Origin of the sequence: Streptomyces sp. NPDC008092, assembly GCF_042957285.1 — a bacterium.
Classification (GTDB): Bacteria; Actinomycetota; Actinomycetes; order Streptomycetales; family Streptomycetaceae; genus Streptomyces.
In genome coordinates, this window is record NZ_JBIBHY010000009.1 from 191,709 (window position 1) to 214,995 (window position 23,287).

Consider the following 23,287-nt stretch of genomic DNA (forward strand, 5'->3'; position numbering starts at 1 on the left):
AGAAAGCGCGGGAACTGGCGGCGGAAAACAGGTCCCGGAAAGGAGAACGCTCAGGACGACCCGGGCGACCTGATCCAGCCCAGCGACCGTTCGACGGCCCGCTGCCAGTTGTCGTACTCCGACTCCCGGTGGCCGGGGTCCATTCCCGGCAGCCACCGGGCGGCCGGGTGCCAGTTGCGGCGCAGGACCTCAAGGTCCGGCCAGTAGCCCGCGGCGAGCCCCGCGGCGTAGCCCGCCCCCAGGGAGACCGTCTCGGAGACCATGGGCCGTACGACGGGCACGTCGAGCACGTCGGCGACGAACTGCATGAGCAGGTTGTCCGCCGTCATGCCCCCGTCCACCTTCAGCTCCTTCAGTGCCACCGAGGAGTCGGCGTTCATGGCGTCGACGACCTCGCGCGTCTGCCAGCCCGTGGCCTCCAGGACCGCCCGGGCCAGGTGCCCGCTGGTGATGTAGGAGGTGAGGCCGACGATGACCCCGCGGGCGTCGCTGCGCCAGCGGGGTGCGAACAGACCGGAGAAGGCGGGGACGATGTAGCAGCCGCCGTTGTCCTCGACGGTCCGGGCGAGTGTCTCGATCTCCGGCGCGCTGTTGATCAGACCCAGCCGGTCGCGGAACCACTGGACCAGCGCGCCGGTGACGGCTATCGAGCCTTCCAGGGCGTAGACCGGCGGCCGGTCCCCGATCTTGTAGGCGACGGTCGTGAGCAGTCCGTGCCGGGACCGCACGACGTCGGTACCGGTGTTGAGCAGTAGAAAGCTGCCCGTTCCGTACGTGCACTTGGCCTCGCCCGGGGAGAAGCAGGTCTGGCCGAAGAGCGCCGCCTGCTGGTCGCCGAGTGCGGCCGCGATGGGCACGCCGGGAAGCTGCGAGCGGGCCTCGCCGTAGGTCTCCGCGGAGGACCGGATCTCGGGCAGCATCGGACGCGGGACGCCGAAGAACGCCAGGAGTTCCTCGTCCCAGGCGAGCGTGCGGATGTTCATCAGCATGGTGCGGCTGGCGTTGGTGGCGTCGGTGATGTGCAGACCGCCGTCGGCACCGCCGGTGAGGTTCCAGATCAGCCAGCTCTCCATCGTGCCGAACAGCACCTCGCCGTCCTTCGCACGCTGTTCGAGTCCCTTGACGTGGTCGAAGAGCCAGCGGATGCGCAGCGCCGAGAAGTAGGTGGAGGGCGGCAGGCCGCACCGGTCGAGGAAGAACTCCTCGCCGGGCCGGATCCTGAGTTCCTCGACCAGCGGCGCCGTGCGCGTGTCCTGCCAGACGAGCGCGCGGCCCAGCGGGACGCCCGTACGCCGGTCCCAGACCACGGTCGTCTCCCGCTGGTTGGCCAGGCCGATGGCGGCGACCTGGCTCGCGTCCACCGCCGTACCGGCGCCGGTCAGGACCTCGGACATCACCCGTCGCAGGTTGTGCCAGATCTCCACCGCGTCGTGCTCGACCCAGCCGGGTCTGGGGAAGTGCTGCTGGTGCTCACGCTGCGCGACCGACACCAGCCGCCCGCCCCGGTCGAACAGGATGCATCGCGTGGAATTGGTGCCCTGATCGATGGACATCACATAGCGTTCCACCATGATCGGGTCCGCCTTCCGGTGGGTCGCGGAGTGGGCGTGGGGGCGAGGGGACTTACCAGCGGGCGGCTCCCAGGTCCCGGGAGATCGCTCTCGCGGCCTCCCGGATCAGTGTGATCAGGCTGGGCCGGGGCCGGCCCTGGCTGTCGCAGATCCGCTCGACGGGGCCGGACAGCCCGATGGCGCCGACGACGAGTCCGCCGTGCCCCCGGATCGGCACGGCGAGCCCCGCCTCGCCCATGCTCATCTCCTGGACCTCGGTCGCCCAGCCCGCTTCCCGGACCTCGGCGAGCGCCCGGGTGAGCTGCTCCTGGGTGACCAGGGTGTGCCGGGTGTACGCGTCCAGCCCCGATTCCACGGCGGAGTCGACGGTGGCGGTGCCGTAGGCCAGCAGCACCTTGCCCAGCGAGGAGGCGTGCAGCGGCAGCAGCGCGCCCACGTCCAGGGTCTGGAGGGTGTCGTCCGGCCGGAACACGTGGTGGACGACCAGGACCATGCCCTCCAGGGGGGTGCCCAGGCGCACCGCCTCCCCGCTGCGGGCGGCCAGGGCGTCGGCCCAGTTGATGGACCGCGACCGGAGCTCGTTGACGTCGAGATAGCTCGTGCCGAGGTGCAGCAGAGCCGCTCCGAGCTGGTATTTCCCGGTGGTCGCGTCCTGCTCCACGAAGTCCACGTGCTGGAGCGTGCGCAGAATGCCGTGGGCGGTCCCCTTGGCCAGCCCGAGCGAGGCCGCCACCTCCCCGAGCCCGAGTCGGCGAGGCCCACCGGCGAGCAGGCGCAGGATCGCGGCCGCCCGTTCGATCGACTGGACCGGACCGGTCATGAAGCGAGCTTATTACCGTCCCGGAAGGTCTGCCGTGCGTGCGGAGGGCCGCCGCGGCGGCGGCGCGTGGGGCGGCGTTCGGTAATGCCGACCCACGTTCATTGACCCGACCCGCCGTGTCTCTTTAGCGTGCTTTGAGGCCTGGCGACGTGCCGAGGTGCGTGATGCAGGGCCTGTGGCACTGACCCCTGGAGACACGAGATGGCGGTACAGCTCAACACGCGGGTGCGGGGGGCAAGCGAATACGTCTTCCCGATGCCGCCCGTCGCCGGTGCCGTACCGGACGTACGACGGCAGGCCGGCGCGGTTCTGGCCGCCTGGAAGGTGTCCCCGGACGTCATCGAGGACGCCTTGCTGGTGGTGTCGGAACTGCTGACCAACGCGATGATCCATGCGCTGCCCCCGGCGGTGCTGCGGCTCGCGTGGACGCGCGACGCCGGACTCGGCACCCTGCGCATCGAGGTCACGGACGCGGGTCCCGCGCGTACGGCGGGACAGCCGCCCGCCGGGATAGACCCGGACGAGCACGGCCGGGGCGAGGAGATCGTCCACGCGCTGGCGACCCGGTACGGCATGCACACGCACCCGGGTGCGGTCACCCGGTGGGCGGAACTCGTCTCGGTGTGAGCGCCCCTCCGGGCATGGGGGTACCCCCCTCGGTCAGCGGCCGGCCCCCGACGAGAACACGCCGGCGAACCGCCGCCCCCCGTCCGCGTTGAAGGCGACGGACCGGGTGCGCGACACCGCGGGGACGGACTCGCGGCCCCCGCACCCCTCCGCTTCCCGGACTGCCGCTTCCCCATCTTCCGATTCCGCCGATTCCTCCGACCCGGACGGAACCGGTTCCGCCACGTCCTGCATGCGGAGCAGGAGCAGCGCCGCGTCGTCGTGCAGCCGGCCGCCCACATGTGCCAGCAGTTCGTCGTGGACCGCGGAGAGGATGTGCTCCGGCTCGCCGGACACGTGGCGGGCCACCCTTTCGGCCAGCGGGTAGAACTCACGGGCCGGGTCGCGGGCCTCGATGACCCCGTCGGTGTAGAGCAGCAGCTGGTCGCCCTCGGCGAAGGGCAGGATCTCCAGGCAGGGGGGCTCGTCGACGAGGACGCGCAGTCCGAGCGGCGGAGCCGGGTGGGTGGCCTCGACCGCGGACACACCCCCCGAGGCGGGTATCAGCAGGGGAGGCGCGTGGCCGCAGTTGACCACCTCCAGCTGCCCGGGGCGCGGGTGTCCGACGACCACCGCGGTGACGAAGTCGTCGGGGCCGAGGTTGCGCGCCAGGCTGCGCTCGATCCTGCCGACGACGGCGAGGAGATCGGGCTCGTCGTAGGCGGCCTCGCGGAAGACACCGAGGACGAGCGCGGCGATCTCCACAGCCGGGAGCCCCTTGCCGCGTACGTCGCCGACGATCAGCCTGACCCCGTGCGGGGTGGGCACCACGGCGTAGAGATCGCCGCCGATGCGGGCCTCCGCCGCCGCCGCGCTGTAGCGGACCGCGACCCGGAACGGGCCGACGGTCTCCGGGATGGGCTTGAGGACGGCGTGCTGCGCGGCCTCCGCGACCGAGCGGACGGCTGCGAGCACCCGTTCCCGCCGACCGCGCAGTGCGCTGGCCAGGGCGCTCGCCAGGGTGACGGCCAGCAGTGCCGAGAGAACGGCCGCCAGCTCGTGCCCCGGACCCGCGTCCCGGACGCCCAGGCTCGCGCCCAGCGCCGCGGCGAGGAACCCCACGCACAGGACGCCCCGGGGGCCGTTGGTACTGGCGGCCAGCGCCGGACCGGCCGCCAGCAGCGGGAGCCAGAACATCCCCGACCCGCCGACGACGTCGAAGAACGCGATGCCGAAGACGATCAGAACCGGCGCGACGGGCATGCCGGCGGACAGCTGTGAGGCGGCCCGCCTGGGGACCGGTGCCCCGGGCCCGGCCGCCGGTTTCCCGAGCGGCCACCACGGCCGGTGGCTGTCACCTTGCTCTCGCGCCTGACTCATGTCTCTGTCCGCAATCCTCACCCGTGCGGGCCATAAGCCCGGCTTGTCCGTTTCATCCAGGAAAGGGGTTCGGTCAGCGAGCCACAAGGAGCGGGATTTCAGATAGTGAGCGAGAGACCCCTGGTCACACGGTCCGCGGTCGGGATCAGCCGGGCCCTGACCTCCGGGAGGCGGCTGAGCCGTTCCGCCGGGAGGGAGACGCCGAGCGAGCCGAGGACGTCACCGCGGTAGATGGGCACGGCCACGCACACCGTGCCCAGTGCGTACTCCTCAAGGTCCGTGACGGCCGGCGCCAGAGGAGCGGCGTCGAGGCTCCGCAGCAGCTCGGGGAGGCTGGTGATGGTGCGCGGCGTCAGGTCGGCGAGATCGTGCCGGGAGAGGTAGTCGCGGCGGGCGTCCTCGTCCAGTTCGCGCAGCACGGACTTGCCCAGAGCGGTGGCGTGCCCGGCGTCCTCGAACCCCACCCAGAGGTCGACCCGGGGGGTGCGCGGGCCGTCGACGATCTCGGCGACGCTGATCTCGCCCCCCTCGTAGAACGTGAGGTAGGTGGCGGTGCCCAGCTCGTCACGGAGCGCGGCGAGGGTCGGCCGGACCCGGCTGAGCAGCGCCTGGCTCTGGCCTGTGGCGTGCAGCGTGCCCAGCTTCTCGCCGAGGACGAAGCCGCCGTCGCCCAGCTTCCGCAGGTACCCGTCGTGGACCATCGTCCGCAGCAGGTGGTAGGCGGTGGCCAGGGGCAGGCCCGTCTCCCTGGCCAGCTGCTTCGCGGGCGCGCCGTTCTCGTGCGCGCTCACCGCCTCCAGCAGGCGGAAGGCACGTTGCACGGACGTGATGAGCGTGGGGCTCTCGTGAACGCTCATGCCACCAGCGTGCCCCCGGCCCCCGGGACGGGCAAGACGCGGGCCCCGGGGCGGCGGGCGCGGGGCGGCGGCGGAGTGACGCAAGGTGAGGACGTACGTACGGCGTGTTGTCGGCTGCCCCCCGTCAGTGCCTCCGCGTGACGAGCAGAAGGTGGGGATCGCTGATCACGCGGTCGATGATGTGCGTGGCGGCGCCGCGGGCCGCGGCGGCGAAGCCCAGGCCGGAGACGGCCAGCTCGCCCGTCCCCGGGGCCGGGGGCGCGAGCAGCCGGGCCGCGAGCGCGGTGCGGGCGGGGGCCATGATCCAGCGGGCCACCGCGGTGAAGTAGCCGCCCAGGACGATCACGTCGGGGTCGAACAACGCCGCGATGTTGGCGCAGCCGGTCCCGACGTGCTCCGCGAGCCGGGCCAGTGCGGCCAGCACGGTCGCGTCGCCCTGCTCGGCGCGCCGGACCACGCGGGCGATCCGTTCCTCGGAGGACTCCCCCGCACCGGGCCCGGCGGACGGCTCGGCGACCTCGGCGAGCAGTGCCTCCAGCCCCACGAACGCCTCCCAGCAGCCGCGCCGCCCGCAGCCGCACAGCGGGCCCGCCGGGTCCAGGAGCATGTGGCCGACCTCGCCGCCGTACCCCCGGGCGCCCAGCAGCGGCCGGCCCTGCACGATCAGGCCGCCGCCGATGCCCACGTCGCCGGTGACGTACACCAGGTGCCCGGTGCCGGCGTGGCTGCCGACCCGGTACTCGGCGAGGGCGGCCCGGTTGGCCTCGTTGCCGACCGTCACCGGGCCGACGCGGTCACCGAGCCCGGCGGTCAGCAGTTCGGCCACCGGCACGTCGTGCCAGCCGAGGTTGGGGGCCCGGCCCACCCTCCCGCGGCGCTCGTCCACCAGACCGGGGACGGCCACGCCGAGGCCCGCGACGAACGGCGCGCGTTCGCCGGCCGGCCGCTCCGGGAGGGAGTCCAGCCATGCGGAGCACGCCTGGGCGAGGGCGGCGAGGCTGGCCTCCGCACCGGCCCGGTGGGCGTCGAAGGGGCGGTGCCAGTGGTGCACCTGACGGTTCGCCAGGTCGACCACCAGCAGGGTCAGGTAGTCGACGTTGACCTCGGCGCCGATCGCCAGCACATGCCGTCCGGCCAGCCGCAGTTCGGTGCCCGGCGGGCTCAGCTACGACTGGCCCGTCACCGGTACCGGCGGCTAAGACAACATCGCCGCGCTCGGCCAGACGGTCCCGCTCACCGGGGTCCCGGCCGGGGCCACGAAGCTGGGTCTGCTCGGCACCAGCGCGTACGGCGACGGCTCCGGCTCCGGGTCCGGGTCCGGGCTGATCACCTACACCGACGGCAGCACCCAGGCGTTCTCGCTGACCTTCCCGGACTGGTGGTCCAACACCGCCCCGCCCGGCGGTGACATCCTCGCCTCCACCCCGTACCTCGACACGGGGGACGGCAGGAAGGACCAGCGGGTGAGCGTCTACGCGCAGACGGTGCCGCTGGCGGCCGGGAGGACCCCGGCCTGTCTCACCCTGCCGGACCTGGGCGCGCCGGTCGCGGTGAACCAGGTGTCCCTGCACGTGTTCGCGGTGGCCGTGGGCTGAGCCGCCCGAGGGCCCGCGCCGGCACCCGTGGGGTTCACGGGTGCCGGCGCAGCCGCGGGGTGAAGGCGGCGTGGAAGAGGGTCGAGGCGGCGCCGACGGCGGCCGCCTCGTGGATGCTCACGGAGCGTTCGACGTGGACCCGGCGCAGCCTGCGGGCGGTCGGGAAGTCGTTGACGGCCCGTTCGATCTCGGTGAGGTAGACGTCGGCGGCGGGGCCGGTGCAGAACGGTCCGCCGACCACGACCAGGCCGACGTCGAGCAGGTCGATCAGCGCCAGGGCGCCCCTGCCGATCGCCTGGGCGGCCTCGCGGACCGTCGGGGGGTCCTTCGGCACCTGGCCGGCCGCACCCGCCACGCGAGGGCCGTCGGCGCGGGTGAGCACGTGGCGTGCCGGGTTGCACTCGGGCAGCACCTCGGGCCGGCCCGAGGGCTCGACACGGCCCAGCGTGACCGCGCACAGCTGCCCGAACTCCCCCGCGTTGGCGGTGAGTCCGCGGTAGATGTCGCCGTTGAGGATCAGCCCCGCGCCCACGCCCGTGCCGAGGTAGAGGTAGACGAAGTCGCGGGCGCGGCTCTCGCGGCCGATCCAGCGCTCGCCGACGGCGGCGGCGGTGGAGTCCTTCTCCACCAGGATCGGGCAGGAGAAGCGCTGTTCGAGGAGGCTGCGCAGCGGAACGTCCTTGAGGACGCCCATCAGCGGCGGGTCCAGGACCGTGCCCGAGACGGTGTCGACCGGGCCGGGCACCACCACCCCGAGCCCGAGGAAGCTGTTCTCGCGCACCGCCTGCCCGCTGTTGGCGAGGACGGCCTCGCCGAGGGCGGCGATCTGCGCGACGACCGCACCGGGTCGCGGCTCGGGGGTGATCTTCTCGACCCGGCGGGCCACGATGCGGCCGGAGAGGTCGACGAGGACCGCGGTGAGCACCTCCGGGTCGATGTGGATGCCGAGGGCGTGCGCGGCGTCGTCCCGCAGCCGGACCAGGCCGCGCGGCTTGCCGACGGTCGAGTGCTGCCGGCGTTCCTCGACGAGCAGGCCGCGGTCCAGCAGCGAACGGGCGATGCGGGAGACGGACTGCTGGGTCAGCCGGGTGCGGTCGGATATCTCGCCGCGGGTGATCGCCCCGGCCAGCCGCACCGTCTCGATCACCACGCACTCGTTGAACGAGCCGAGGTCGATCTGGTTGGCACCGCCGCTGCCGGCCGGTGCGGCCGCGCGCAGCGGCCCGGCTGCACCGGGCGGGCTCTCGCCGGGCGCGGCCGGCAGCGGCTCCCGGATCCAGCGCACCGGTGCCGGGCCGGCCAGGTCCGCCGCCAGGTCCAGCAGGACGCGGGCGGAGGAGGACGGGTGCCGGACGGCGTCCAGGGCGAGTACGGCGCGCAGGAAGGACACCGGGCCGGTCCGCTCGGGTGGCTGGTGGAGTGTCACCCGGGCCCGCCGGCAGAGCTCGTCGAGCCCGGCGGCCGGGCCGCGCAGGACGACCAGGTGGAGGTCGGCCCGGGGGTGGGCGCGGCGGGCGGCGGCGAGGAAGACGCTCACCGCCTGGTCGGGTTCGGCGGCCGGGCGGCCCGGCGGGCGGGCGGCCGGATCGGCGGGCCCGGCCGGAGCGGCACGGCCGTGCGGGTCCAGCGCGTCGGTGAACGCGGCGGCCACGGCCGCCAGCGCGTCCGTGGGCGGCCTGAGCACGGGGGCGGCCGACTGGCCGGGTACGGGCTGCCGGAGAGCGAGCAGCACCAGGGTGCGGCCGGTGTCGTGGTGGACACCGACCACCCACACCTCGCCGTCGCCGTCGGCGAGGGCGGGGGTCAGCGGGGGCAGCGGGCCCCGGTCCGCCCGGCCCGGGTTCCAGCGGCGGCGGGCGGCGGCGACCGCGGTGTGCGAGCAGCCGAGCCGCCGTCCCACACTGCGGGAGGAGCGCCGGTCCGGCGGGGCCAGGAGGGTCTCGGTGACCACGTCGCCCTCGTCGACGACCCCGGGGCGCCCGGACTGCGGGCGGCCGGCGAGCCCGGCCGGGCCCTCGGCCGCGTAGCGCTGCCGCCAGGTGGCGACGGTCTGCCGGGAGACGCCGAGCCTGCGGGCGATCTCCGAGTTGTGGCGGCCGAGGGCGGCCTGCAGGACGATCGAGGCGCGCAGGGCACGTGGCCCGGGGCCGGCCGCCCAACGGCGGAGGACGTCGAGTTCGTCCTCCGCCGATGACCGGGATGGAGCGTCAGGCACCGGCACCGCCTCGGGTGCGGCGGGTCGTGACGAGCGGGGGCGGGACACGGGGCCTCCCGGGGACCGGCGGCGGGGTGGGTCGCACCGTGGTGGTCCCCCTTCCCTGCGGTCCCTCCGGACCGCTCCGGCGGAAGGCATCGTATCCGTGGACGCAATCGCTGGTCGGCGCCCGGACGCCGGGAATCTCCGGAGCGGGCTCGGTGCCGTCGTGCACAGTGGTTCTCCTTCGGGGCGGAGGGCCGGTGGGCCGGTGGGCCGCCCTCAGTTCCCGTCGGCGGTGAGCGAGATGCTGTGGATGTACAGCGGCTGCGCCGGGTCGGTGGCCGCGAGCCGGAGGTCGGCCTGGAGGTTCTGGGCCTGGTCGAACTGTGCGCCGGTGAGGGTGAGCGTGGCGGTCTGCCAGCTGCCGCTGCCGTCGCCGGTGACCGTCGGCCCGTTGTGGTAGGCGTCGGCCGGGGTGTCGTACTGGACTGTGAAGCCCTGCCCCGCCTCGGACCAGTAGGTGACCTGGACGGTGACGGTGGCCGCGCGGGCCACGGCGCTGCCCGGGTCGAGCTGGAGGTAGGCGTTCGCGCTGCCGACTCCCGTCCGGGCGGTGGTCCAGGTCTCGTAGGCGCTCCGGCCGCCGAGGGTGACGGTGTCGAGGTTGCCGTCCGCGCCGAGGCCGGTGGCGCCGACGTTCTGGAAGACGGCGCCCGACGACCCGTCGTTGCCGCCCGCGGTGGCGCCCACGGTGGTGGCGCCGCCGGAGGTGGTGGAGCACGAGCCGGGCACGGGGGTGCCGGCCGGTGCCGGGCCGGGGACCAGTTTCCATTCGGTGAGCGAGGCCGTGCCCATGCGGAGCGGGACGCAGGCGCCGCCGTCGCTCTGCGGCACCTGCGGCAGCGCCTTGCCGGTCGCCGCGTCCACCGCGTGGTAGCGGCCGGCCCGCAGGTCGAGCCCGGCGGGGTGCAGGACGACGGCGCCGTCGTACGGGAAGTAGGGGTTGATCTCGGCCAGCACCAGCTGTGCGCTGTGGTGGCCGGCAGCGGTGGTGGGCACCACCTGCAGGGCGTGCGCGCTGGCGAGTTCGGCGTACGCCGGAGCGTACCGGGTGAGCTGGTCTCCGCTGTCCAGCACGGTGCCGCCGGCCTTCCGGTAGGCCGTCACGTTGGCGTCGGCGCCGTTCAGCGGCAGTACCGCGCGGAACTTGGACAGGTCCGCCGCGTGGTTCTTCACCTCGTCGCTGGTGACCACGGTGAACCCGCTCTGGTGACGCGACCACAGGGCGGTGAGCTGGTTCTCGACGGCGTTCAGGCTGCCGCCGGCGGCGTTGCCCCAGGCCTTGGAGTAGTCGACGTAGACCGCGACCGGTGCCTGCGGGTAGGAGCCGGACAGGCCCTGCAGGGTCGGCAGCGCGTCGGTGTAGATGGGGTAGGCGATGACGTCCTTGGAGGTGCCGTCGTGGATGAAGAAGTCCTCGCCGCCGGCGTAGGGGAAGCCCATGCCGTAGTTGGAGATCCACTGGACGGCCTGGGCCGGCATCTCGGCCTCGGTGGGCGCGGTCCACTCCTGGGCGAGCCGGACGTGGTAGCCGCGGGCCAGGCTGCCGAAGGTGAGGGTGAGGCCGGGTGACTGGGCGGCGTCCTCGATGACCGTGACGTCGTACCTGCGGGCCAGGCCGAAGAAGATGTCGGGCAGGTTGCCGATGTCGGGGGCGTTCGCGATGTGTCCGCCGAAGTAGTAGTAGAGCGGGCCGCGGGAGACCTTGCGGACGGCGGCGGTCAGCCGGTCGTAGGTGTCCTGGACGCTCCACTGCCGGAAGTTCTGGTAGACGCCGGCCAGTGCCTGGCCCGGGGTGGCCGCGGGCACCTCGGCGAAGGAGCCGTAGGCGGTGCCGTTGGCCGTGTTGAAGCGGGCGACGGTGCCGTAGGTGCGCGGCAGCCAGTGGTCGTGGAAGTAGGCGATGTCGGCCGGTGCCCAGCCGCCGTTGCCGTCGTTGGCCCACTGGGCGTCCAGGCGGCCGTAGTTGAGGATCGAGCCGCCGTAGCCGGAGTTGCCGGTGATGTGCCGGACGGTGGTGGTGACGTAGTCGAAGTAGGCCTGCTGTTCGCCGGTGTCCCACCAGGCGGGGGCGATTCCGGTGCCGCCGCCGCTGGTGATCTCCCTGCTGGTGATCCAGGACGCGGGGCTGCCGCCCCAGCCGGCCTGCCAGAAGATCGGCACGATACGGATGCCGGCGGCCGCGGCGTTGGCGAGTTCGGTGTCGAGCGCGGTGAAGTCGAAGGTGCCCTCGGCGGGTTCGATCCGGTCCCAAGGCATGTTGATCTCGACGCTGTTCATCCCCTTGGCCCTGATGGCCTCGAACTGGGCCGTGGACCAGGGGGTGCCGTGGTCGTCGAACTGCAGCTGGGTCGCCCACAGGGTGGACGGACCGCTCCGCGCGGCGGTGGCGGCCGGCGTCGCGGCGCCGGCCGGTACGACCGTGCCCGCGGTGGCGACGACCGCCGCGGCGGCGGCGAGCAGTGGAACCGTTCTGCGTCTCGAGGACTTCGACGTGCGCAGCATCGGCTGAGCCCTTCCGGGTGAGTTGAGCGGGGACACGGACCGGCGGTGCTTCTCCAGGGCCTCCCGTCGGCGCGGCAGGGATTATGGAAAACCATGAGTGTTACCAAGACAACAGCTCAGCGGAAGAACATCCCCAAGATTTCGATTCAGTGCCATTCACCTGCGTAAATGCCACCACCGTTGCGCGGATACCGACGTTTCCACCAGCCTTTTGTAAGAGAAGTTCTTTGTCATCCGTCAGAATTCTCCCTGCGCATCGCCTTGACGCACCGCTCACGCAGCCACATGCTTCGGATCAATCTCCGGGACTCCCGTCGGCCGTTTCCCGTACCTCCTACCGAGGAGCGACATGGCCGACAGAAGCCGTTACCTCACCACCCCTTGGCCCCGCGGGCTCAGCGGTACGAGCCGCGTCCTGGCCGCTGCCGCCGCCTGCGCCCTGGCCGCCGCCGGGCTCTCCGCGTGCAGCGGCGACAGCGGGGGTTCGTCCGAGAACACCCTGGTCGTCGCCGAGTGGACCAACGCCGCCGCGGTGGCGCAGACCAAGAAGATCAACGCCGCCTTCGAGAAGGCGCACCCCGGCGTCAAGGTCAAGCTGCAGACCGCACCGACCGCCGCCAACGCCTGGCCGACGCTGCAGAACTCGCTACTGGCCTCGAAGAACGTGGACGTGCTGGCCCAGTTCCCGCCCACCCCGGCGGCGTTCCCGCCGGAGCAGACGGACATCAAGGTCAACGGGACCGCCGCGCTGATCGCCAACAACCAGTTCATGGACCTGAGCAAGCAGCCGTTCATGAAGCGCTTCGACCTCACCGCGCAGAAGTACGCGATGGGCTACCAGGACGGCATCTACGGCGTGATGACCGCCGAGTACGTCAACAACACCGGCCTCTGGTACAAGAAGGACCTGCTCGACAAGTACGGCCTCAAGGTGCCGACCACGTACGACGAGTTCGTCTCCGACCTCAAGCTGCTGAAGTCCAAGGGCCTGAGCCCGATCTACGTGGCCGGCAAGGACGGCTACCAGAACATCATCTGGGCCGGGATCATCAACCAGCTGCTGATGCAGGACAAGCCGGCCTCGCAGGCGCAGTCCGTCTACCAGCAGCGCGCCCAGGACTTCTGGGACGGAAAGGCGAACTGGGACGACCCGCTGTACCAGGACGCCGCCAGGCGCTACGCGGAGATCATGTCGTACATCGAGCCCAACGCGGCAGGCGTGCCCGCGCAGACCGCGCCGGGGGTGTGGGCGTCCAACACCGACGACTACCCCTTCTTCGTGGACGGCTCGTACGACGGCAACACCATCGCGCAGGCCAACCCGAAGCTGGACTTCGGCTTCTTCGCCGTCCCCGGCACCGACAACGCCGCCTGGAACCGGCCGGCGCTCGCCCCCGACCTGTCGTGGTCCGTCCCGGTGTGGGCGAAGCACAAGAAACTGGCCCTGGAATACCTGGACTTCTTCACCGAGAAGACCAACTACACGGCCTGGGTGAAGGCCACCGGCTCGATCTCCACCGAGCCCGACGTGCCGACCCCGTCGCTGTCCTGGACCGACTGGCTGACCGCCAACGCGTCGAAGGGCTACCCGAACTCCACCCAGCCGTGGATTCCGACCACCGGGTCCTCGACCTACGCGGGCGGGCCGAAGCTGCAGGACGTGCAGCCCTTCGGGAACAAGTCGATGACCACGGCGCTCTCGGAGTCGGCCAAGGCGTACTCCGCAAGCGTGAAGCACTAGGAGCGCACCGTGTCCACCTGCCCCTTCGGCACCCGGCGGACCAGGCGCTGGATCCCCTGGCTGTCCATCTCGGTGCCCACCGTCGGCTGGCTGGTGTTCGGCCTGTACCCGTCGCTGGCCACCGTCTACTACTCGCTCACCCAGTACTCGGGGCTGCCCGGCACCCCGATCGACTTCTGCGGCCTGTGCAACTACCGCAACGAGTTCACCGGTTCCTGGCCCGACCTGTCGGACAGCCTCGTGGTGACCGTGAAGTACGTCGCCGGAGTAACGATCCTTCAGATCGTGGTCGGCCTGGGGCTGGCGCTCGTACTCCAGCGCCGGCGGACGGGCTACGGCCTGTACCGGGCGCTGATCTTCATGCCGCAGATCTTCTCCGTGACCATCGTGGCGGTGCTCTTCTCGCTGCTGCTGGACCCCAACAACGGCCCGACGGAGAAGGCGTACCACTCGCTGTTCGGCGGCGCCAACGCCTTCCTCGGCAACCCCGACTGGGCGATCTGGCTGATCGTGCTGATCAACGTCTGGATGTTCTCCGGCTACACCATGCTCGTCTACATCGCCGGGCTGCGCCGCATCCCGCCCGAGCTCTACGAGGCGGCATCGCTGGACGGAGCCGGGCGGTGGAAGACGTTCTGGAAGATCACCTGGCCGATGCTGGCCCCGGCGACCACCGTGAACGTCTTCCTCACCGCCATGGGCAGCATCGGCGAGTACGCGCTGGTCCTGGTGCTCACCGACGGCAACTACGGCACCAGGACCCTGGGGATGTACATGTTCGACACGGCCTTCGGGCAGAACTCCGACCTCGGCCGGGGCTCGATGCTGGCCATGCTGCAGTTCGCCTTCACCCTGGTCGTCGGCGGCGGCCTGCTGTGGGGGCTGCGCAGGCGGGAGGTGTCGCTGTGAGCCTGCAGACCGCGCGCCCGCAGCGGCGCTCCGCTCCCCCGGCACCGGCGAAGCCCGTCCCGTCCGACCGGCGCCGCCTGGTCCTGCGCGGGCTGCGGCTGACCGGGACGCAGCTGTTCTGCTTCGTCGTCTCCGCCGGGCTGTTCGCCCTGCCGCTGGTCTACCTGCTGCTCCAGGCGTTCAAGCCGTACCAGTCGTTCCTGAAGGACCCGACGGGGATGCCGGACACCTGGACGCTGCGGAACTTCGGCGACGCATGGACGCAGGGCAACTTCGGCACCGAGATGGTCAACTCGGTGATCTACGCGGTGGTCCCGGACGTCATCACCCTCATTCTGGGGGTGTTCCTGGCCTTCCCCATCTCGCGCGGCTGGTTCAAGCGTTCCAACGCGCTGTACGGCTTCTTCGTCTTCTCCGGCTTCCTGCCCGGCGGCCTGATCCCGCTGTTCGTCGAGGCCAGGGCGCTCGGGCTGTACGACAGCCGGGTGGGGTTCCTGGTCCTCACCTCGCTCGCCGGCGCCGGATTCTTCTTCTTCGTGGGCTACATCAAGTCCATCCCGCGCGAGCTGGACGAGGCGGCGGCACTGGACGGCTGCGGGTACGTCCGGTTCATCTTCCAGATCGTCATCCCGCAGATGAAACCGGCGCTCGCGACCTTCGGGGTCTTCGGATTCGTGGCGTCCTGGAACAACCTGATCCTGCCGCTGATCATGCTGAACGATCCGGTGCTGTGGCCGGTGACCCGCGGGCTGTACGGGTTCTTCGGCGAGCACACCTCGCAGTGGCCGCTCATCGCGGCGGCCACGGTGATCGTGGCGGCTCCGATCCTGGTCGTCTTCGCCCTGCTCCAGCGCCATCTCGTGGAGGGCGTGGCGGGCGGCGCCGCGACCGGCTCGACGGGCGTCGGCACGGCGCCCACGGCGGCGGTGGCCGCGGAGGAGTAGGCAGCGGAGACCTGCCGAGGGGGGCCGCCGGTCCAGGCGGCCCCCCCCTGTTTCCCGTTTCCCGTCTCCCGTTGCCGGGGCGGGCTACGGAGCTTCCAGCGCCCCGTCGGGCCGCCGTACCTGGGCGGACCAGCGTTCGTGGAGGAACTTCACCGGAGGGAACCGCCCGGCGGCCTTCTCGTCGAGGGTGATGCCCCAGCCGGGCTCCTCGGCGGGGCGCAGACTGCCGTCGGCCACCACCGGCGTGCCCGGGAAGACCTCGTGGGTGGCCTCGTTGTACTCGTGCGACTCCTGGTAGCCGAAGGCGGGCGACGAGATGTCGACGGCCAGGTTGGCCGCGACCCCGACCGGCGAGATGTCGCCCGGGGAGTGGAAGGCCGTGCGCACGCCCAGGAGTTCGCAGAGGGCGACGAGCTTGCGGGTCGGGGTCAGCCCGCCCACCGAGGAGGTGTGCAGCCGCAGCAGGTCCACGCCGCCGTCCCGGACCAGCCGGACCGCGTCCGGCACCGAACCGAGCTGCTCGCCGACCGCGACGGGCACCGGGGAGGCGGCGCGGACCGCGGGCAGGTGGTCGTAGAACTCGGGGGCGACGACGTCCTCCAGGAAGGACAGCCCGTACGGCTCCAGCGCCCTCGCCAGCACCACGGCCTGCTTGGGAGTCAGCCGGCTGTGCACGTCGTGCATCAGGTTGACGCCGTCGCCCAGCCGCCCGCGGGCGGCGGCGAACAGGGCCGGTGTGGAGCGCAGGTAGCGCTCGGGGTCCCAGCCGTCGGGGTGCGGTGAGCGCGGGTAGCCGCCGCCGGTGCCGGGGGCGCCGTAGGCGCCGAGACCGGGCTGGCCGGTCTGCAGGCGGACGTTGCGGTAGCCGGCCTCGATCAGTTCCTCGGCGCGGTCGAGGGTCTCTGCGACGGTGTGGCCGGCCGCATGCGAGTAGACCTCGACGGCGGTCCTGCAGCGTCCGCCGAGGAGTTCGTGCACGGGCAGCCCGGCGCGCTTGCCGGCGATGTCCCACAGGGCCTGGTCGAGCCCGGACAGCGCGTTGTTGAGGACCGGGCCGTTGCGCCAGTACGAGGAGTAGTGGACGAGCCGGGTGATGTCCTCGATGTCGGCCGGGTGGCGGCCCACGGCGAGCGGCCCGACGTGTTCGTCCACGGCGGCGGTCACGGCGGCGTAGCGCTGGGTGAAGGTGGCGCAGCCGAGTCCGTACAGGCCGTCGTCGCTGGTGTCGACGCGGACGACGACGAGCGGGGTGCCCTCGGGGGCGGTGACGACGGCGCGGACCCGGGTGATCCGCAGGCTGTCGCGGTGGGTCCAGGGCGGCCTGGCCTGCGGCAGTCCACCGTCCGGGCCGAGGAGACGGTCGGGGCCGGAGAGGCGGTCGGGGCCGGAGGAACGGCTGGGGCCGGAGGAACGGCCGGAGTCGGAGGAACGGCCGGAGTCGGAGGAACGGCCGGAGTCGGAGGAACGGCCGGAGTCGGAGGAACGGCCGGAGTCGGAGGAACGGCCGGAGTCGAGGGGGCGGTCGGGGTCGAGGGGGCGGTCGGGGTCGGTGCGTTCGGACATGCCGGAGTGCGGCGGTGTGCTGGGCACTCTCGTCCTTCCGTCGGGAAGCGGGATTTCGAAGCGCGGCTACCTGAGGGCGGTACCGCCGACGATCCGCAGGTGGGCGGCGGTCGGCGGGCGGGTCGTCACGGTGACCGGGAGCACCGTCACCTCGGGGACCGCGGCCGTGGACCGGCCGCCGGCCCGCTCGGTGATCCGGCGGTGGAGCAGCCGCATCGCGGTGTCGCCGATCTCCCGGGAGGGCAGCGAGACCGCGGCCGCGGTGAGGGGGAGCACGTCGAAGGGCCCCGCGTCGTCCATGCCGGCCAGTTCGACGTCGCCGGGGACCTCGTAGCCGAGCGCGGCCAGGTCGTGCGCGGCGGCGGCCAGCACATAGCCGTTGGAGCAGAGCAGGACGTCCGGCGGGCTGTCACCGCGGAGCAGTCCGGCCAGCCGGCCCCGGCGCTGTTCGGGCGGGAGGTCGCGGTAGCGGCGCAGGACCGTGAGGTCGGGGCGGATCGGCAGCCCCGCCTGCCGCAGCGCCTCGACATGGCCGGCGAGCCGGTCGCGGACGCTGCTGGTGTCGGTCTCGTCCCACAGGGTGGCGATGGTGCGGTGCCCGGCGGCGAGCAGGGTCTTCGTCAACTCCCGTCCGATGGCGGTGTTGTCGGCGACGACGGCGTCGTGGGCCAGGTCGGGACGGTAGCGGTCGGCCATCACCAGCGGAACGCCGGAGCGCTCGACCTCCGTCCAGCCCTCGTGGCCGCCCGCGCCCTCCGCGGGGTAGACGACGATGCCGCTCACCCCGTCCCGGACGGCGTCCACCAGGGCGCGGCTCTCGCGCTCCGGGTCGCCCTCGCAGTGCCGCAGGTAGAGCCGGTAGCCGAGTTCGGCGCAGGCCGCCTCGACCCCGGCCAGGATCTGGGAGACGTGCGGACCCTGGAACTGCAGGATGCAGGCGATGGCGCGGTCGGCGCTCCCGCCGCCGTGCCGCGTTCCCTGGCCGGGGTGCTCGGCGACGAAGGTGCCGAGTCCACGGCGGCGCACCACCCAGCCCTCGGCGGCGAGTTCGTTCAGCGCGCGCACCGCGGTGGCATGGCTGACGCCGAAGCGCTCGCAGATCTCCCGCTGCGTCACGAAGGGCACGCCCGGCGAGTACTCACCGGAGGCGATGGCCTCCAGGAGGGTGCGCTTGACCTGCGCGTAGAGCGGGGTGCGAGGTGCGTCGTCGGCCGCGCCGCCCCCGGGTCTGCCGCCGTCCACGATCGGCCTCCTGCGGTCCGCGGGGATCTCGATGGGCGTCAATTTAGCATGTCAAACTCGCCACTTGACCATCGGGCCCCCATCAATGACAGGCCGTTCACGAGTATTGACATGCTAAATGGCCCGTTCCTAAGGTCTCGATCGTCCGGCGTCACGCTCGCCTTCCAGCGGAAAGGACACACCCGACGTGAAAGTCCTGGTCACCGGTGCGGCGGGAATGGTCGGACGCGAAGTCGTCCGGCAACTCACCGACCGGGGCGAGCAGGTGCGCGCGCACGACCGCGTCCGCACGGCCTGTCCGACGGCCGACGAGACCCTGCTGGGCGACCTGCGCGAGCCCGCGCTGATCGGGCGGCTGGTCGACGGGGTGGACGCGGTGGTGCACGCCGCGGCGCTGCCCGCGCCCACCATGGGAACCCCGGACGAGGTGTTCACCACCAATGTGGAGGGGACCTGGCGGGTGCTCGACGCGGCGGCCCGGGCCGGAGTGCGCCGGATGGTGTTCGTCTCCAGCCTCTCCGCGCTGGGCCTCGCCTGGTCGCGGGTGGACCGCTCGCCCACCGGGATCCCGGTCACCGAGGAGCACCCGTATCTCGCCGAGGACGTCTACGGACTCTCCAAGCGCACCGGCGAGTTGATCGCCGAGACGACGGCCCGGAAGTACGCGGGCGACGGGATGAGCGTGCTCAGCCTGCGCTTCCCGTTCATCGGCAGCGGCGCCCGGCTGCGCGCGCACCTGGACCGGGTGCACCGGGACCCGGGCCACGACCGCGGCGGGCTGTGGGCCTGGCTGCACACGGCGGACGCGGCCCGGGCGGTCCTCGCCGCCCTCGACCGCGCCCCGGCCGGCCACCACCTCGTCAACGTCACCGCCCCCGACACCACCGCGCTGCGGCCCACCCGTGAACTCCTGGGCCGCTACCACCCCGACACCCCCGTGACCGAGGCCCCCGAGGGCTTCGGCACCCCGTACTCCCTGAGCCGCAGTCGCGAACTCCTCGGCTTCACCGCCGAGGAGCAGTGGCGGACTGCGCCCGACCCGGAAGGGACGAGCACGCCATGACGGAGCAACCCGGGACGACCCCCAAACACGCCCTGGTGGTACGCGGCGGCTGGGACGGCCATGTGCCGGTCCCGGCCGGCGACCGCTGTGCCGCCGCGCTCAAGGAGGACGGCTATGCCGTCACCGTCTCCGACACCCTGGACAGCTATCTCGACGCCGGACTGCTGGCCGGCACCGATCTGATCGTGCAGTGCTGGACGATGGGCTCGATCACCGGCGAGCAGTCCGCCGGCCTCGCGGCCGCCGTACGGGCGGGCACCGGGCTCGCCGGCTGGCACGGCGGGATCGTGGACGCGTTCCGCTCGGACACCCGGTACCAGCTCATGACGGGCGGGCAGTTCGTCCACCACCCACGGCAGTTCAGCACGTACGAGGTCCGGCCGCGGCCCGAGCACGCCGGGCATCCGGTGCTGGCCGGGATCGAGCCGTTCACCGTCACCACCGAGCAGTACTACCTGCACATGGACCCGGCCGTGGAGGTCCTCGCCGACTCCGTGTACGAGCCGGACCCGGACCACCCCGAACTCGGCGGGACCGTGGTGCCGGTCGCCTGGACCCGCCGCTGGGGCGCGGGCCGGGTCTTCGTCATCGCCGTCGGACACAACCTCGCCGACCTCGAAGTTCCCGGGGTCGACACCATGCTGAGGAGGGGCCTGCGATGGGCGACCCGCTGAACCACCGTGACAACCCGCTGCGGATCGGCCTGGTGGGCGCCGGCCAGATCAGCGGCGCGTACCTCAGGACCTTTCCCCGGCTGGCGAACCTGCGGCTCACCGCCGTCGCCGACCTCGACCTGGAGCGCGCCAAGACCGCCGCGGCCGACGTCCCCGGCGCCCGGGCGCTGGCGCTGCCCGAGCTCTGCGCGGCGGACGACGTCGACCTCGTGCTCAACCTCACCATCCCGGCCGCGCACGCCGAGGTCGCCCACGCGGCGATCGCCGCCGGCAAGCACGTCTACGGGGAGAAGCCGCTGGCCGCCACCACCGCCGAGGCACGCGCCGTGCTGGACGCCGCCGAACGGGCGGGGGTACGGGTCGGCTGCGCCCCGGACACCGTGCTGGGCACCGGTGTCCAGACCGCCCGGGCCGCCCTGGACGCCGGGGACATCGGCACCCCGGTCGCGGCCACCGCGTTCATGACCACGCCCGGCCACGAGCGCTGGCACCCGGCGCCGGAGTTCTACTACCGGCCGGGCGGCGGCCCGCTGCTCGACATGGGCCCGTACTACCTCACCGCCCTGGTCACCCTCCTCGGCCCGGTCCGCCGGGTCACGGGCTTCTCCTCCACCGTCCGCTCCACCCGGACCATCGGCAGCGGCCCGCGCGCCGGCACGGACTTCCCCGTCGACGTGGCCACGCATGTCACCGGGGTGCTGGAGCACGCGAGCGGTGCGCTCTCCACGCTGGTGATGAGCTTCGAGGTGTGGGCCGCCCAGCTGCCCCGCATCGAGGTCTACGGCACCGCCGGCTCGCTGTCCGTGCCCGACCCCAACGGCTTCGACGGCCAGGTGCGGCTCTTCCGCGCCGAGGGCGACGGCTGGGAGGACCTTCCCGTCCGGGGCGGCTACGCGGACGCCTCCCGCGGCTACGGCGTCTCCGACCTGGCCCGCGCCCTGGCCGCCGGCACCCCGCACCGTGCGTCCGGGCAACTCGCCCAGCACGTCCTCGACGTGATGGAGTCGCTCCTCGCCGCCGGCGAGAGCGGCCACGCGGTGCGGATCACCAGCAGCTGCGAGCGCCCGGCGGCCGTCCCCGCGGGCGCCCGGCCCGAGGAGGCCTGACCACATGGCCGGGACACTGCGGGTCGGGATGGTCGGCTACGCGTTCATGGGGGCCGCGCACGCCCATGCCTGGCGTACCGCGCCACGCTTCTTCGAGCTGCCGCTGCGGCCCGAGCTGACCGCCGTGTGCGGGCGCTCCGCCGCGGAGCTGCGGGCCGCCGCCGACCGCCAGGGCTGGGCGGGCACGGAGACCGACTGGAAGCGGCTGGTCGAACGGGACGACATCGACCTGATCGACATCTGCACCCCCGGCGACAGCCACGCCGAGATCGCCCTGGCCGCGCTGGCCGCCGGAAAGCACGTGCTGTGCGAGAAGCCGCTGGCGAACTCGCTCGCCGAGGCGGAGGCGATGACCGCGGCGGCGCGGCAGGCCCGCGCCGCCCACGGGGCACGGTCGGCGGTCGGCTTCAACTACCGCCGGGTGCCGGCGGTTTCGCTGGCCCGGCAGCTCGTGGCCGAGGGCCGGCTGGGCCGGATCCGGCACGTGCGCGCGCAGTACCTCCAGGACTGGCTGGTGGACCCCGAGGCGCCGCTCACCTGGCGGTTGCGGGCCGAGCGGGCGGGCAGCGGCTCGCTGGGCGACCTGGGTGCGCACGCCGTCGACCTGGCCCAGTTCCTCACCGGTGAGCCGATCACCGGCGTGAGCGCGGTGCTGGAGACCTTCGTCGCCGAACGCCCGGACCCGGCGGGTGGCCGCGGACCGGTCACGGTGGACGACGCCGCCGCCTTCACCGCCCGCTTCGGCGGCGGCGCCCTCGGCGTCTTCGAGGCCACCCGCTTCGCGACCGGCCGCAAGAACGCCCTGCGGATCGAGGTGGACGGCGAGCTCGGCGCGCTCGTGTTCGACCTTGAGTCGCTCAACGAACTCGGTTTCTACGACCGCGCCGAGAGCAGCCGCACGGCGGGCTTCCGCCGCGTCCTCGCCACCGAGCCCGAGCATCCGTACGCCGCCGCCTGGTGGCCGGCCGGCCATGTCCTCGGCTACGAGCACACCTTCACGCACCAGGTCAAGGACCTGGTGGAGGCGATCGCGGCCGGGGCCGACCCGACCCCGTCCTTCACCGAGGGGCTGCGCGTCCAGCGCGTCCTGGACGCCGTCGCCGCCAGCGCCCGCACCGCCAGCGTCTGGACGGCCGTGACCGGCTGAGGGCACCCACCACCCGACCACCGCAGAACAGGAGCCACCATGCCACGACCCGTCACCCTGTTCACCGGGCAGTTCGCCGACCTGCCGCTGGAGGAGGTCTGCCGGCTGGCCTCCGGCTGGGGCTACGACGGCCTCGAACTCGCCACCTGGGGCGGTCACTTCGAGGTCGACCGCGCCCTGCGGGACGCCGGCTACCTGCCGGGGCTGCGCGCCCTGCTGGACAAGCACGGCCTGAAGGTCTGGACCGTCTCCTGCCACCTCACCGGGCAGGCCGTCTGCGACCACCCCATCGACGAGCGCCACCGGGCGATCCTGCCGGCCCGGATCTGGGGCGACGGAGAGGCGGAGGGGGTACGCCGGCGGGCCGCCGAGGAGATCAAGGACACCGCGCGGGCCGCGGCCGCCTTCGGCGTGCGGACCGTCGTCGGTTTCACCGGCTCCTCGATCTGGCACACCGTCGCCATGTTCCCGCCCGCCCCCGCGGAGATGATCGAGCGCGGCTACACCGACTTCGCCGAGCGGTGGAACCCGATCCTCGACGTCTTCGACGCCGAGGGGGTCCGCTTCGCCCACGAGGTCCACCCCTCGGAGATCGCCTACGACTACTGGACCACCGTGCGCGCCCTGGAGGCGATCGGCCACCGCCCGGCGTTCGGCCTGAACTTCGACCCCTCGCACTTCGTCTGGCAGGACCTGGACCCGGTCGGCTTCCTCTACGACTTCCGGGAGCGGATCTACCACGTCGACTGCAAGGACGCGGTACGCCGGCTCGACGGCCGCAACGGCCGGCTGGGCTCCCAGCTGCCCTGGGGCGACCCGCGGCGCGGCTGGGACTTCGTCTCCACCGGCCACGGCGACGTGCCCTGGGAGGCCTGCTTCCGGATGCTCAACTCGATCGGGTACGCGGGCCCGATCTCCGTGGAGTGGGAGGACGCCGGCATGGACCGGCTGGTCGGCGCCGCCGACGCGCTGGCCCGGGTCCGGGAACTCACCCGGATCGAGCCGCCCGCCGGCTCCTTCGACTCGGCGTTCAGCCAGAACTCCTGACACCGCCGGCATGGTGGCCGCACACACATGGGTGTGGCCACCATGCGCCCCGGCCATCGCTTCGACGCCGGGAGCGGGCCGCAGTAAACTGGTCGGGCAGTCGGAACGAGTGTGCGCGGCGAGTTCTGGTCGCTGAGAAACCGGCCACCCTGTGGAGTGCCGGTGTCCTCGGCCCACGGTGGGTTCCGCGACCGGCCAGTGCCCCATTGCCGCAGTCGCCGCAGTTGACGCCGGCAGGGTGCCCGAAGCGATCTCACGTG

General features: G+C 72.8%; 19 protein-coding genes. 10 read left to right on the top strand and 9 right to left on the bottom strand.

The genetic code is table 11. The features are described 5' to 3' along the window. Positions 1 to 50: 50 nt before the first annotated feature. Together glpK and ACFZB3_RS28880 are read right to left on the bottom strand one after the other, a co-directional pair. Positions 51 to 1,571, bottom strand: coding sequence for a glycerol kinase GlpK (gene glpK / locus ACFZB3_RS28875; protein WP_391380197.1), 1,521 nt, complete (start codon positions 1,569 to 1,571; stop codon positions 51 to 53). 52 nt (positions 1,572 to 1,623) lie between these two features. Continuing rightward, complete coding sequence (locus ACFZB3_RS28880) at positions 1,624 to 2,391, bottom strand: IclR family transcriptional regulator C-terminal domain-containing protein (RefSeq protein WP_391380199.1); 768 nt, start codon at positions 2,389 to 2,391, stop codon at positions 1,624 to 1,626. A 201-nt stretch (positions 2,392 to 2,592) separates the two neighbouring features. Between ACFZB3_RS28880 and ACFZB3_RS28885 the strand changes: the two genes are divergently transcribed. Then, positions 2,593 to 3,018: an ATP-binding protein gene (locus ACFZB3_RS28885; RefSeq protein WP_391380201.1), complete on the top strand. Its 426-nt coding sequence runs from the start codon at positions 2,593 to 2,595 to the stop codon at positions 3,016 to 3,018. A 33-nt stretch (positions 3,019 to 3,051) separates the two neighbouring features. Here ACFZB3_RS28885 and ACFZB3_RS28890 read toward each other — a convergent pair whose 3' ends face one another. The 3 genes from ACFZB3_RS28890 to ACFZB3_RS28900 form a co-directional block, all read right to left on the bottom strand. Next, positions 3,052 to 4,377: a SpoIIE family protein phosphatase gene (locus tag ACFZB3_RS28890; RefSeq protein WP_391380204.1), complete on the bottom strand. Its 1,326-nt coding sequence runs from the start codon at positions 4,375 to 4,377 to the stop codon at positions 3,052 to 3,054. A gap of 98 nt (positions 4,378 to 4,475) precedes the next feature. Next, complete coding sequence (locus ACFZB3_RS28895) at positions 4,476 to 5,234, bottom strand: IclR family transcriptional regulator C-terminal domain-containing protein (protein WP_391380206.1); 759 nt, start codon at positions 5,232 to 5,234, stop codon at positions 4,476 to 4,478. A gap of 124 nt (positions 5,235 to 5,358) precedes the next feature. Beyond that, positions 5,359 to 6,357, bottom strand: coding sequence for an ROK family protein (locus tag ACFZB3_RS28900; protein WP_391380208.1), 999 nt, complete (start codon positions 6,355 to 6,357; stop codon positions 5,359 to 5,361). A gap of 340 nt (positions 6,358 to 6,697) precedes the next feature. Between ACFZB3_RS28900 and ACFZB3_RS28905 the strand changes: the two genes are divergently transcribed. Next, positions 6,698 to 6,829, top strand: coding sequence for a hypothetical protein (locus ACFZB3_RS28905; RefSeq protein WP_391380210.1), 132 nt, complete (start codon positions 6,698 to 6,700; stop codon positions 6,827 to 6,829). A gap of 34 nt (positions 6,830 to 6,863) precedes the next feature. Here ACFZB3_RS28905 and ACFZB3_RS28910 read toward each other — a convergent pair whose 3' ends face one another. Next, positions 6,864 to 9,044, bottom strand: a complete 2,181-nt coding sequence (locus tag ACFZB3_RS28910) for an ROK family protein (RefSeq protein ID WP_391380212.1) — start codon at positions 9,042 to 9,044, stop codon at positions 6,864 to 6,866. Between the two features lie 261 nt (positions 9,045 to 9,305). Continuing rightward, positions 9,306 to 11,591, bottom strand: a complete 2,286-nt coding sequence (locus tag ACFZB3_RS28915) for a beta-galactosidase (RefSeq protein WP_391380214.1) — start codon at positions 11,589 to 11,591, stop codon at positions 9,306 to 9,308. 349 nt (positions 11,592 to 11,940) lie between these two features. Here ACFZB3_RS28915 and ACFZB3_RS28920 point away from each other — a divergent pair, with 349 nt between their 5' ends. Genes ACFZB3_RS28920 through ACFZB3_RS28930 form a run of 3 tightly spaced genes read left to right on the top strand, consistent with a single transcriptional unit; the run spans position 11,941 to position 15,185 of the window. Next, the gene (locus ACFZB3_RS28920) at positions 11,941 to 13,332 is read left to right on the top strand and encodes an extracellular solute-binding protein (protein ID WP_391380216.1); all 1,392 of its coding nucleotides are present in this window, start codon (positions 11,941 to 11,943) and stop codon (positions 13,330 to 13,332) included. A gap of 9 nt (positions 13,333 to 13,341) precedes the next feature. Then, complete coding sequence (locus ACFZB3_RS28925) at positions 13,342 to 14,241, top strand: ABC transporter permease subunit (RefSeq protein ID WP_391380218.1); 900 nt, start codon at positions 13,342 to 13,344, stop codon at positions 14,239 to 14,241. Then, a complete protein-coding gene (locus ACFZB3_RS28930; RefSeq protein ID WP_391380221.1) occupies positions 14,238 to 15,185 on the top strand; it encodes an ABC transporter permease subunit in 948 nt (315 codons plus the stop codon). Before ACFZB3_RS28925 ends, ACFZB3_RS28930 begins: the two co-directional genes overlap by 4 nt. A gap of 84 nt (positions 15,186 to 15,269) precedes the next feature. On the opposite strand, the gene ACFZB3_RS28935 is transcribed toward ACFZB3_RS28930, so the two are convergent. Together ACFZB3_RS28935 and ACFZB3_RS28940 are read right to left on the bottom strand one after the other, a co-directional pair. Then, positions 15,270 to 16,775, bottom strand: coding sequence for an enolase C-terminal domain-like protein (locus ACFZB3_RS28935; protein WP_391380223.1), 1,506 nt, complete (start codon positions 16,773 to 16,775; stop codon positions 15,270 to 15,272). A gap of 39 nt (positions 16,776 to 16,814) precedes the next feature. Next, entirely contained in the window at positions 16,815 to 17,990 is a 1,176-nt protein-coding gene (locus tag ACFZB3_RS28940; RefSeq protein ID WP_391380225.1) for a substrate-binding domain-containing protein, read from the bottom strand. A gap of 187 nt (positions 17,991 to 18,177) precedes the next feature. Between ACFZB3_RS28940 and ACFZB3_RS28945 the strand changes: the two genes are divergently transcribed. The 5 genes from ACFZB3_RS28945 to ACFZB3_RS28965 are packed head-to-tail and all read left to right on the top strand — an operon-like array spanning position 18,178 to position 23,027. After that, entirely contained in the window at positions 18,178 to 19,053 is an 876-nt protein-coding gene (locus tag ACFZB3_RS28945) for an NAD-dependent epimerase/dehydratase family protein (RefSeq protein ID WP_391380227.1), read from the top strand. After that, a complete protein-coding gene (locus tag ACFZB3_RS28950) occupies positions 19,050 to 19,727 on the top strand; it encodes a ThuA domain-containing protein (protein WP_391380230.1) in 678 nt (225 codons plus the stop codon). Before ACFZB3_RS28945 ends, ACFZB3_RS28950 begins: the two co-directional genes overlap by 4 nt. Further along, positions 19,712 to 20,833 carry a Gfo/Idh/MocA family oxidoreductase gene (locus ACFZB3_RS28955; protein WP_391380234.1) on the top strand — a complete coding sequence of 374 codons (1,122 nt, stop codon included), beginning with the start codon at positions 19,712 to 19,714 and terminating at the stop codon, positions 20,831 to 20,833. Before ACFZB3_RS28950 ends, ACFZB3_RS28955 begins: the two co-directional genes overlap by 16 nt. 4 nt (positions 20,834 to 20,837) lie before the next feature. Then, positions 20,838 to 21,980, top strand: a complete 1,143-nt coding sequence (locus ACFZB3_RS28960; protein ID WP_391380237.1) for a Gfo/Idh/MocA family oxidoreductase — start codon at positions 20,838 to 20,840, stop codon at positions 21,978 to 21,980. A gap of 39 nt (positions 21,981 to 22,019) precedes the next feature. After that, the gene (locus tag ACFZB3_RS28965; RefSeq protein WP_391380239.1) at positions 22,020 to 23,027 is read left to right on the top strand and encodes a TIM barrel protein; all 1,008 of its coding nucleotides are present in this window, start codon (positions 22,020 to 22,022) and stop codon (positions 23,025 to 23,027) included. Positions 23,028 to 23,287: the final 260 nt, after the last annotated feature.